The sequence below is a fragment of the Mycobacterium sp. E183 genome, from assembly GCF_001667735.1.
In the GTDB taxonomy this organism is placed as follows: Bacteria; Actinomycetota; Actinomycetes; order Mycobacteriales; family Mycobacteriaceae; genus Mycobacterium.
Window position 1 is genome coordinate 1 of sequence record NZ_LZJN01000064.1, and the last position, 9,926, is coordinate 9,926.

General features: G+C 67.5%; 11 protein-coding genes. 8 read left to right on the top strand and 3 right to left on the bottom strand.

Annotated elements, in window-relative coordinates; translation table 11 throughout:
- Both A5691_RS06355 and A5691_RS06360 read left to right on the top strand, forming a co-directional pair.
- Positions 1-1,071 (top strand): TDT family transporter (locus tag A5691_RS06355; RefSeq protein ID WP_068018975.1); only part of this gene is annotated, 1,071 nt, incomplete at its 5' end.
- A 210-nt stretch (positions 1,072-1,281) separates the two neighbouring features.
- A complete protein-coding gene (locus A5691_RS06360) occupies positions 1,282-1,461 on the top strand; it encodes a hypothetical protein (RefSeq protein ID WP_067760351.1) in 180 nt (59 codons plus the stop codon).
- Here the strand turns inward: A5691_RS06360 and A5691_RS06365 are convergent, their stop codons facing one another.
- Positions 1,462-2,946: an amidase gene (locus A5691_RS06365; protein WP_067760349.1), complete on the bottom strand. Its 1,485-nt coding sequence runs from the start codon at positions 2,944-2,946 to the stop codon at positions 1,462-1,464.
- A gap of 62 nt (positions 2,947-3,008) precedes the next feature.
- On the opposite strand from A5691_RS06365, the gene A5691_RS06370 reads away from it, so the two are divergent.
- The 5 genes from A5691_RS06370 (at position 3,009) to A5691_RS06390 (ending at position 6,639) form a co-directional block, all read left to right on the top strand.
- On the top strand, positions 3,009-3,875 hold the full coding sequence (locus A5691_RS06370; RefSeq protein WP_197499183.1) for an alpha/beta fold hydrolase: 867 nt from the start codon (positions 3,009-3,011) through the stop codon (positions 3,873-3,875).
- A gap of 162 nt (positions 3,876-4,037) precedes the next feature.
- Positions 4,038-4,685 (top strand): trypsin, encoded by a 648-nt coding sequence (locus tag A5691_RS06375; protein WP_067760347.1) that lies wholly within the window; start codon positions 4,038-4,040, stop codon positions 4,683-4,685.
- Between the two features lie 150 nt (positions 4,686-4,835).
- Complete coding sequence (locus A5691_RS06380; protein ID WP_067890530.1) at positions 4,836-5,303, top strand: lipoprotein LpqH; 468 nt, start codon at positions 4,836-4,838, stop codon at positions 5,301-5,303.
- 40 nt (positions 5,304-5,343) lie between these two features.
- Entirely contained in the window at positions 5,344-6,321 is a 978-nt protein-coding gene (locus A5691_RS06385; RefSeq protein ID WP_067760343.1) for an MAP_0585 family protein, read from the top strand.
- A 78-nt stretch (positions 6,322-6,399) separates the two neighbouring features.
- Complete coding sequence (locus A5691_RS06390) at positions 6,400-6,639, top strand: hypothetical protein (protein WP_067282847.1); 240 nt, start codon at positions 6,400-6,402, stop codon at positions 6,637-6,639.
- Between the two features lie 10 nt (positions 6,640-6,649).
- Here the strand turns inward: A5691_RS06390 and A5691_RS06395 are convergent, their stop codons facing one another.
- Positions 6,650-7,543 carry a lytic transglycosylase domain-containing protein gene (locus A5691_RS06395; RefSeq protein ID WP_067760393.1) on the bottom strand — a complete coding sequence of 298 codons (894 nt, stop codon included), beginning with the start codon at positions 7,541-7,543 and terminating at the stop codon, positions 6,650-6,652.
- A 1,048-nt stretch (positions 7,544-8,591) separates the two neighbouring features.
- Positions 8,592-8,795 (bottom strand): cold-shock protein, encoded by a 204-nt coding sequence (locus A5691_RS06400; protein WP_067282851.1) that lies wholly within the window; start codon positions 8,793-8,795, stop codon positions 8,592-8,594.
- Positions 8,796-9,100: 305 nt separating this feature from the next.
- On the opposite strand from A5691_RS06400, the gene A5691_RS06405 reads away from it, so the two are divergent.
- On the top strand, positions 9,101-9,883 hold the full coding sequence (locus A5691_RS06405; RefSeq protein WP_067760341.1) for a DUF732 domain-containing protein: 783 nt from the start codon (positions 9,101-9,103) through the stop codon (positions 9,881-9,883).
- The last annotated feature ends 43 nt before the right edge of the window (positions 9,884-9,926 follow it).

Here is a 9,926-nt window from a genome sequence, read left to right on the forward strand (position 1 = left end):
TTCGCCTCGGTGATGGGCACCGGCATCGTGGCCATCGCCGGCGCCACCCTGCCCGTCCACGTGGTCGGGTTGCGCGCATTCGCCCAAGTGGTCTGGGTGATCGCCGCCGTCCTGCTCGTCGCGCTGATCGTCCTGGTGGGCGGTCACTGGCTACGTCACCCCACCGTGGCCCGTACCCACGCGCGCAACCCGCAGATGGCGCACTTCTACGGCGCGGCACCCATGGCCCTGATGACGGTGGGTGGGGGAGCGGTGCTGGTCGGCAGGGACCTGATCGGTGGGCGCATCGCCGTCGATTTGGATTGGGCGCTCTGGACCGGGGGCACGCTGGGCGGGCTGTTCACCGCGGTGAGCATTCCCTACCTGATGTTCACCCAGCACAATGTCGAGCCCGACGCAGCGTTCGGGGGCTGGCTGATGCCGGTGGTTCCGCCAATGGTGACCGCGGCCATGGGGGCGCTGCTGCTGCCACACATGACGGCGGGCACCGGGCGCGAGACCATGCTCTTCGGCTGCTACGCGATGTTCGGGCTGTCGTTGCTGGCTTCCCTGAACATCATCGCGATGATCTGGGCCCGCCTGACGCTGTACGGGACGTCAGGCTCGGCGCGCGTGCCCACGCTGTGGATTGTGTTGGGCCCACTCGGGCAATCCATCACGGCCGCAGGTCTTTTGGGGGCCTGCGCCGGACTGGCTGTTGATCGCGAACTGGCCGAGGACCTGAACGCCTTCGCGATCCTCTACGGAGTCCCGGTCTGGGGCTTCGCGGTGTTGTGGATCGCGCTGGCGACCGCGTTGACCGTGCGCACACTGCGGCGCGGGATGCCGTTCGCCCTGACGTGGTGGAGCCTGACCTTCCCGGTCGGAACGTTCGTCACGGGCACCTCCCAGCTCGCCGGCCACACCCACCTGCCCGCGTTCCGGGTGGCCGCGGCCGTCGCGTACGCCGGGCTGCTGTTCACGTGGTTGCTGGTGGCTGTGCGGACCGCTCGCGGGAGCCTGCGCGGAAACCTGCTCAAGCTGCCGCCGAGCAACGTGCCGGTCAAGGCCAGCAAGGAACCGGTGTCCTGACCAAGGCCGTGGGCGTTTCGATCCCCCGGGTCGGCGGGTAGGCCTCCATGAGCCGATCGGAGGCTCGGTGTCGGACACCAGCGGGCCGCCGGGGCGCGGCACCGGCCAGTGGCACGTCCGAGCGGTTCACGCCGGTCGAGCCGCCGCAACGTTTGACGCCGGCAGAACCGTCTGGGGCGCAAACACGAAGCTTGACCAAGGAGGTTAAGGATGCGCGCTGAGGAAGGCGACGAAACCGTCAAGGACTACGCCGCGGAGGGGAAACAGGCTCTCGGCAGGATCAAGTCATCCCAACGGTCGGGCAACCGGTTTGGCGACGTCGCCAAGCGGTTCGCCAGGCTTTGGGGAGGCGACCGCGCGGCCGAAGACGGGCCCGGCGAACCGGGCTAGTCACACCGACGCCGGATACCGGTGAGCCCACGGGCTCGCCTCTTCGAGTTGGGCCGCCAACCGGAGAAGATCGCCGTCCGCGCCGAGCCGGCCCACCAACTGCACACCGAGCGGGAGTCCGATGCCGGTCCAATGCAGCGGCACGCTTATCGCGGGACGCCCGGTGAGGTTGGCCAGCTGCGTGTAGGGCACCCAGCCCAGGCTCTCCTGGATCAGCTGATCGAGAATCCCACTGCGCGCCATGACTTTTCCCGCATGCAGCGTGCTCGCGACGCGGGCCACCCGTTGCAGAAGGCGCGGCGTCGCGGTGGCCCCGATGCGCAGCGGCGGGGTCGCGAGAGTTGGGGTCAGCAAGCAGTCGAAGCTTTCGTGGAACGTGGCCAGGCACCGGATGTGCTCGTTGCGGTTTTCCAGCGCGAAGATAGGTGCCAAAACGCCGGTGGCCCTGGCGAGTTCACTCACGGCCAAGGTGTCGGCCTCGAAATCGCGGTCGCGGGCGCCGGTGCGTTTCCTGGCGTCTGCGACATGGTGGTAGAGCTGCGCGAACCAGATGGTGAGGAAGTCACGGGCCAGGGCGGCGTCGTCGTACGGGGGCGGCACCTCCTCGACGTGATGCCCCAGATCGTTGAGGAGGCTCGCCGCCCGTTCCACCGCGGCGACGGATTCCCGGTCGGGATTCGGGTTGATCGCCGAGGACCAGGAGTACCCGATCCGCAGCGCGTCCGGGCGACCCTTGATGTGATCGGCGAAAGTGCCTCGCGGAAGGGCGACTTCGTAAGCCGCATGCGGATCACGGCCGACGATCGCGTCGCATAGCGCGGCGCTGTCACGTACGGTGCGTGAAACCACACCCTGGGTGACCATCCCGAACATCGGCTCGCCCGTCTGCGGGCCGTAGGGCGACAGGCCCCTACTCAGCTTGAGGCCGACGAGCCCATTGCAGGCGGCGGGGATGCGGATCGATCCGCCTCCGTCGTTGGCACCCGCGGCCGGAACGATCCCGGCCGCGACCGCCGCGCCGGACCCGCCCGAAGATCCGCCCGGAGTGTGCCCGGTGTTCCACGGGTTGCGCGCCGGACCCCAATAATCCGATTCCGTCACGCCCTTGGCCCCGAACTCGGGGGTGTTGGTCATCGCGAAGATCACCAGTCCCGCGTCCAGGAACCGCTGAGTGACCAACGCGTGTCGGTCGGCCACGTCGTTGGCCAGCGACCGGGAACCGCTCGAGGTCGGAAAGCCGCGGTACTCCTGAGCGAGGTCTTTGATCACGAAGGGCACGCCGGCGAACGGCCCGCTCAGGTCCGGATCGGCCGCCCGGGAGTCCGCGACGTCGCCCAGCCGGCGAACGATCGCGTTCAACCGTGGATTGACCGCGTCCGCTCGTTGCCTCGCCAGTGCGAGAAGTTCGGCGGCCGTGATCTGCTTCGCCGCCACCAGTTCGGCCAACGCGGTCGCGTCCAGGGACATGTACTCGTCAAGGTTCATCGTTTTCTCCTCCGGACGCCCCGGTGCATCGTATTGAAGCGGCTTAGTATCACCAGATGCCGATGGCAGTCGAACCGTTTTCAATCCAGGGGCCCGGTGGCGTCCGAATCGTCGCGGACCGACTGGGTGATCCTGACGCGCGGGCCGTGGTGTTCCTGCACGGCGGCGGACAGACCCGCCGCTCGTGGGGCAAGGCCGCTGCCGCCGTCGCGCAGCGCGGCTGGCAAGCCGTCACCGTCGACCTGCGCGGCCACGGCGAATCCGACTGGTCCGACGAGGGTGACTACCGTGTCGTCAGCTTCGCCGGCGACGTCGAGGAGGTGTTGGGCACCCTGCCGCCGCAGCCGGTACTCGTCGGCGCCTCTCTGGGTGGGTTCACCTCGATGCTGCTCGCGGGCGAGCTCGCGCCGGGCATCGCGAGCGCGGTCGTCCTGGTCGACATCGTCCCGAACATGGACCAGTCCGGGGCCAATCGGATCCACGCCTTCATGTCCGAGCGGGTGGAATCGGGCTTCGCCTCGCTTGACGAGGTCGCCGACGCCATCGCGGAATACAACCCGCACCGGCCGAGGCCGACCGATCTGGACGGGTTGACCACGAACCTGCGCCGTCGCGGCGATCGCTGGTACTGGCACTGGGATCCCCAGTTCATCAGCGGGACCGCGGCTTTCCCGCCATTCGAGGTCACCGACCCCGATCGGATGCACGCGGCAGTCGACGCGATCCTGCGCGGCGGCGTGCCGATGCTGTTGATCCGGGGCCAGATGAGTGACCTCGTCAGCCAGGAACGCGCCGACGAATTCCTGGAGCGCTTCCCACAGGTCGAGTTCACCGACGTTCGCGGTGCGGGGCATATGGTCGCCGGTGATCGCAACGACATCTTCGCCGACGCCGTGCTGGGCTTCCTTGCCCGTCATGTCGGCGGGTGATCGTCGCTTCCTGGACGAAAGTTGTTGCCTCTTACAGTATCCACTGCGTTTTGTCGCCCTAGTCAATATGCTGCGGTGCGATGCCGCCTTCGGCGAACCACCCAGGCGGCTGAAACCCGCTGGCGCTGTTAACATGCTGCCCGACACTTCAAGAGAGGCGGCGTGGCCATGCGGTGGTTGCGAGGGTTGGGCTTGGTCGGTGCTGTGGTCGTCGCCGCGACGACGCTGGCGAACCCGGCGCGAGCCGACGGCGGAGTGACGCCGGGCATCAAGGTGGAAGACGAAAACAGCTCGTGCACAGCGGGTTTCGCGGCCCAGGGCAATGACGGCAGTTATTACCTGATGACCAGCGGCCACTGCGACGCCCATGACGGTTCGTTGTGGACGTACGGGAATGACGTTCCCCTGGGCAAGATCACCGCCAGCGAGAAAGAGGGCGACACGAAGGACGCCGCTATCATCCTCCTCGACCCGAGCGTCGGTGCGCCGTCGGGTGATGTCGGCGGCAGGTACGTGGTCCGGGATGTGTTGAGTGCGCAGCAGATTCGCGAAGGTATGCCTTTCTGCAAAGTTGGCGCGGTTACCGGTGAAACCTGTGGTTTCGTCAAACACGTCGAGAATGGGGTGGTAACCGCCAGCGTGTTCAGCCTCAACGGCGACAGCGGCAGCCCGGGCTTCGTGAAGAACCCCGACGGCACCGTGAGCGCGGTTGGCCTGCTGATGTCGTCACCCGACGGCGACGACTACACGACCGACTTCGCGCTCATCGATCCGCTGCTCGGCAGCTGGGGATTACGCGTTCTCCCCTGAGAGATGCCGCGTCCCCTGCGTCTTTAACCCAGCGTTTACGACGGCCGGGCACCGGGTATCCGGCGTCCCGCGACGTCGGTGAGGGCTAGCCACGTTGGGGAAGCCAATGAGTTGTGCAGTGCGACACCAGCGACACGAAGGGAAGCATTAGTGAAGCGTGGGATTGTCGTCGGCGTGGCGGGCGTGGCCGTGGTGGCCGCAGCATGCGCCGGCTGTTCGAGCAACACGTCAAGCACGGGGTCGTCGGGCTCGTCGACGCCCTCGGCGTCCGGCCCACAGGTCATCGTCGACGGTCAGACGCAAAACGTCAGCGGCCAGGTCACGTGCACCCCGTCGGGAGACAACACCAACATCGGCATCGGTGATCCGACGGCCGGGGTCGGCGCGGTGGTCAGCAACGCCAATCCCCCCATCGTTCATTCGGTCGGGCTCGGCAGCGTCAACGGCATCACGCTCGGCTTCTCGGACGCGGCTCCCAACCAGGGTGGCAACGCGGGCGCCGCGGTGAACGGGAAGGCCTACGCGATCAAGGGCACAGCGACCGGGCTCGACATGAGCAACCCGCAGCAACCGCAGCAGGTGACCAAGTCATTCGAGTTGAACGTGACATGCCCGTAGTGCAGGCGATCGATAGCCAAGAGGGGACGCAGCTATGTCTATGAAACGTGTCGTCAGTGCGGCGGCGGTCGCGGCGGGGTTGAGCCTCTCCACGGTCACGCTGAACGCGGGCTCGGCCTTCGCGGCCCCACTCGACCCCCCACCGCCGTGCCCCGGTTGCCATGGCGGTGGCGGCGGGGGAAACCCCGGCGGCGGTGGCGGAGGAAACCCCGGCGGCCAGCAGGGCGGCGGCCCCGGCGGCCAACAGGGCGGTGGTCCCGGCGGCCAGCAGGGCGGACCCGCTGGAGCGCCGGGCGGGCAGAACAATCCACCCCCGGGTGGGCATGGTCAGAGTCCGCCCCAGGGTGGCCAGAACAACCCGCCGCAGCAGGGTGGGCCGAACAACCCGCCGCAGCAGGGTGGGCCGAACAACCCGCCGCAGCAGGGTGGGCAGAACAATCCGCCGCAGGGCGGCCAGAACTCGCCGGCGCCCAACGAGCACTGGCAGAACCCGCAGCAGGGCGGCCCGGGCAACCAGCCGGGCGACCAGGGCCAGAACGGTCCCGGCGGACAGCCCAACTCGCCGGCGAGCGGGCACAACCCGCCACCGCCGGAGGGCAGGCAGGCCCTCAACCCGCCGAGCACCCAGCCCCCGCACCAGCCGTACGTTCCGCGTGGGACGTACGTCAGCGGCAACGCCCAAATAGGCGGACCCGGCGACGCGCGGGCGGGTTTCAGCATCGTGGATCACGGGGCACCGCCCCCGCCGCCGCCTCGGGGGCACGGCTGGAACGACGGTCCTGCGCCCGGCCACCCGCCGCCCCATTGGGTGGGCGCGCCCCCTCCCGGGGGCTGGGACGGTCCGCCGCCCCCTGGTGGCTGGAACCGCCCGTGGTCCGGGCCGCCGCGCGACGTCGTCGTCGCGCAGGCCGATTTCGGGCCTTTCCAATACGACAGCTACACCGCCATCCCGGTCTTCAACTGGCAGTTCGGTGGTTGGGGCTTCTGGTACATGGGAGTCTGGGTTCCGCTCTACTGACGGTTCGACGGGCGCAGCCGGCTCGGCCGGCGTGCCCGTCGTCGGGCGGCGATCCGGAGGTCATGGCAGGCTCCGGGCATGGATGTGCGAGAAAACGTCCGCCGAGCCATCGACGTGATGACGGCGTGGACGTCCGACAGCGGCAACGAATTCGCCTGGAACCGGCTCGTCGAGAACGTCATCGACGAGCCGGATGGCGAAATCATGCTGCTGATGGGCTTCGTCAACCTGGCCGGCGAGCTGGGGATCAAGCTGGAGAAGGCCACGGGTCAAGACGTGCGATCGCACCTGCAGGACATCGCCCTGAAGTACCTCTGATCGACGCGGGCTACTGCGGGTGGGTCGCCAGATACTCCTCTACCGGGATCGGGGACGGCGCCTCGTATCCGATCGGGAGCAACACATCCCCGGCGGTGGTGACGTAATAGACGTCCCACCGGTAGTAGGTGGGGAAGGCGGCGGGATCATTCGCGATCAGTGCGGCGTATTGGTCCACCGCCCGGACGTATTCGTGGGCGTGGTTGTAGCCGTAGATGGCGCGGGCGGGGTCGCCGGCGAAGCCGTTGGCGGCCAGAAACCGGCCCGCCGCCATGATGCTGTCGCGCGGGGAGTGGACGTCACCACCCTGCCCGTAGGTGGCGAACGTTGACGGCAAGAACTGCATGGGTCCTTGCGCGCCCGCGGTGCTCACGCCGTTGATGCTGCCGAAGCGCGTTTCGACCAGGTTGATCGCGGCCAGATAGTTCCAGCCGACTCCCGTCTCCGCTTCCGCCGCGTGGTAGTCGCCCACCAGTTCGTCGGCGGGAATGGGAGGCTCGATCCGCCAGGCGGGCAGCGTGCCCTTGGCGGGCGTCATCGCCTGGAGCTGGCGACGGGCATCGAGGTTGCGGTCGTATACGTCGGCTAGCTCCGCCGGGATGCGCGGACGCGCGACCGAATCCCATTCGGGGTGCCGCGCGATGGCGCGATAGGCCGCCTGCTCGCGGTGCGCCGCTGCTACCAATGCCGGCTCCGGCGTCGACGAGTCACGCAGCGCGCGCTCGTCGGCGACGAGGTCGTCGGCCAGCTGAGCCGGGTCCGACGCCAGTTGGGGCTGCGCGCCGAGGGGTGGATTCGGTTCTGCCGCAACGGTTCTGGACGCGACAGGAGCCGCGGCCGCGGTGGTCGTGGAAGTCGCGATCGGCTTGGCCGTCGACACCGAGCAGCCGACGAGGGCGAACATGGCCGCGCCCAGCAGCGGCGCAGCGACTACACGGATCAAGTTCACAGTGGACACTTCCGTCGATTGCCCTGAACAGTCTTCCGCATGTCGCAGCGTGACATCAATGCGGTGATCGATATCGGCGCGGTCCCGGCCGGCGAAATCGGTCGGGAAGGGCTTCAAGTTGCGACGAGCGGCCAGTCATTTCACACTTGAAGCTTCCCGGCAGACAGGAAAAGTTGCATGCCTGACGCACCGGCAGAATCGTTCGCAAGACGTACCGGCCGGGCTTCGGGCCGGGTGACGAGGTTCGTCCCTCGACTCATGGGGCCGGTGATGATCGCGGCAACCATGACCGCATTGGTCGCTCCACCCGAGACGCTCCCTCAGTTGCCGCCGGGATGCGCGATCGGTTGGACGATGGTGGGGGGTGTGTTGATCTACGTGCCCGACTGCTCGCATCGCTCGCCGGCTCCGCCACCCCCGCCGGACGGACCGCCGCCCGGTCCCGTTCCGCCTCCGCCTGAGTAGGCGCCGCAAGTCGGGTCATCGGGCCGTTGGTAGGCGCCGAAATTGCTGTGCCAGAACGGAACTGACGATCTGAAGCCCTCAGGGGGGTCGATCAAGATTGCGTCGTGGAGGCGGAATCCTTCTTGGGTCCGTCGGAGAAGATCGGAAATTGCACCGGTTCCGAATCACCAGCGGCGTGTGTCACGGCCTCGGGCTCGTAGCGGTGCGAAAACAGATCGGATGTCATAAGGCGGGGTCCTCTTGGGTTTGGCTTCGGCCCGACATGCGGGTGGGGCGAAGGGGGATCGATTCGTAGATGCGCTCATCTGCACAAGGAAATGGCTACGGGGCAGTGCGAACAGAACTGCTTCCACCAATCTACACGCCCCCGGGAACCGCGCCTCTTGATCATGTTCGAAAGGGGGGTCCTCCTCGGCGGAGGCGGCGCCGTAGGGCTGCCCGGCGTCCGGCCCGCCGCCGGACGCAAGCCGCGACCCCCCTCAACGCGCTGTGGGCTGGCGGGAAATCACCCACCAGCCCACTTGGGGTAGAACTCGCACTAGACGGCAGTTACTCCGACTGCCTGCGGACCCTTCGTCCCCTGCTCGATATTGAACTCGACTCTCTGGTTTTCCTCGAGGGATCGGTAGCCCGTCCCCTGGATCTCCGAGTAGTGGACGAACACATCTGCTGCGCCGCCGTCCGGAGCGATAAAGCCGAAGCCTTTTTCGCTGTTAAACCATTTCACAGTTCCCTGTGTCATACCTTCAACTTCTCTCATTTTCGAACGGATGCCGACGGGCATCCCCGGGCAGCCTAGCATGCCCGGCCCCGGCTACCCGTAATGCGGTGCGGCAGAGGGTTTTTCATGCCGCTTTCAGGGCTTACGGGTGAACCTGCCCTGGCGGCGAGACTCGCCGTGTCGGCGCATGTTCGAGGCTTCCGGCGGATGCCTCGCGGCCGCCCGGCGGCCGGGGCGAAGGCGGCGGTGTACGTGCGCCGCCTTCCGCTGGTCGGTCGCCTGTTTCGGGACTTGTGCCATGGTGCTGACACTCTCAGACTGGTGATATGCGCGACCGCGAGACGATCGATTCAGAATTGCGGCGCATCGCCCTTGGGCGCCGATCGGTTCGCGAGCGCGGCGGTCAGCCATCGTCCCGAGAGATCGACGAACTGCTCGACGAGCTCCTCGCCCACAGCACAGTGACCACTCGTCCCCACCCCGAAGACATGCGTGAAAGCGAGACGGTCGCCGACGTGCGGGGCGCCCGCGGGTTCGGCACCAAGCTCCGCGGGCTCGGGGGTGTGCGGCGCCGATTGAGTCTTCTCGCGGCGTTGCCGCTCTCGCTGGCCGCCCTCGCCGCCGCGGTTGTGGTGATGTTCGCGGTCCACCAACGGGATTCATCGGCGCAGCCGACCGAAACCCCGCCGTCGGCGGCGGCGCCGCCAAGTCGCATCGCGCCGGCGGCACCAGCTCCGCGGATCGAGATTGCCGACATGGCGTTCATCGCCGCGTTGAAGCATGAAGGCGTACCGTTTCCCAGTCAGGAATACGTAATGACCCAAGGGCATGCGGTCTGCGACTTCCTGGCGCACCAACCCAATTTCGCCGATGCGGTCGCATTCGTGCAGCGGTCATCGATTTGGGACGCCGACCAAAGCGCGGAAGTCACCGCCGGTGCCATCGTCGCGTACTGCCCCAAGTCTCAACCTGCAACGCCGGATGACATGCAGCCGGCGTATCAGAATGTTCTCTCCGATCTGCAGGCGATCGAAGGAAAGTTGCAAGGCATTCAAGGGGATCTGCAAGGCGTCCAGGGAGACCTCGAAGGCATTCCCGGCCACCCCTGAACCATTCCGCGTCTTCGCCCGGCGTGGGCACGTTTGGCGGCGG

Excerpts from the sequence above, each read along its gene's own strand:
- A5691_RS06400 (WP_067282851.1), bottom strand. The coding sequence starts at position 8,795 with ATGACACAGGGAACTGTGAAATGGTTTAACAGCGAAAAAGGCTTCGGC.
- A5691_RS06395 (WP_067760393.1), bottom strand. The coding sequence starts at position 7,543 with ATGTTCGCCCTCGTCGGCTGCTCGGTGTCGACGGCCAAGCCGATCGCG.
- A5691_RS06390 (WP_067282847.1), top strand. The coding sequence starts at position 6,400 with ATGGATGTGCGAGAAAACGTCCGCCGAGCCATCGACGTGATGACGGCG.
- A5691_RS06360 (WP_067760351.1), top strand. The coding sequence starts at position 1,282 with ATGCGCGCTGAGGAAGGCGACGAAACCGTCAAGGACTACGCCGCGGAG.
- A5691_RS06370 (WP_197499183.1), top strand. The coding sequence starts at position 3,009 with ATGGCAGTCGAACCGTTTTCAATCCAGGGGCCCGGTGGCGTCCGAATC.
- A5691_RS06365 (WP_067760349.1), bottom strand. The coding sequence starts at position 2,946 with ATGAACCTTGACGAGTACATGTCCCTGGACGCGACCGCGTTGGCCGAA.
- A5691_RS06385 (WP_067760343.1), top strand. The coding sequence starts at position 5,344 with ATGAAACGTGTCGTCAGTGCGGCGGCGGTCGCGGCGGGGTTGAGCCTC.
- A5691_RS06405 (WP_067760341.1), top strand. The coding sequence starts at position 9,101 with ATGCGCGACCGCGAGACGATCGATTCAGAATTGCGGCGCATCGCCCTT.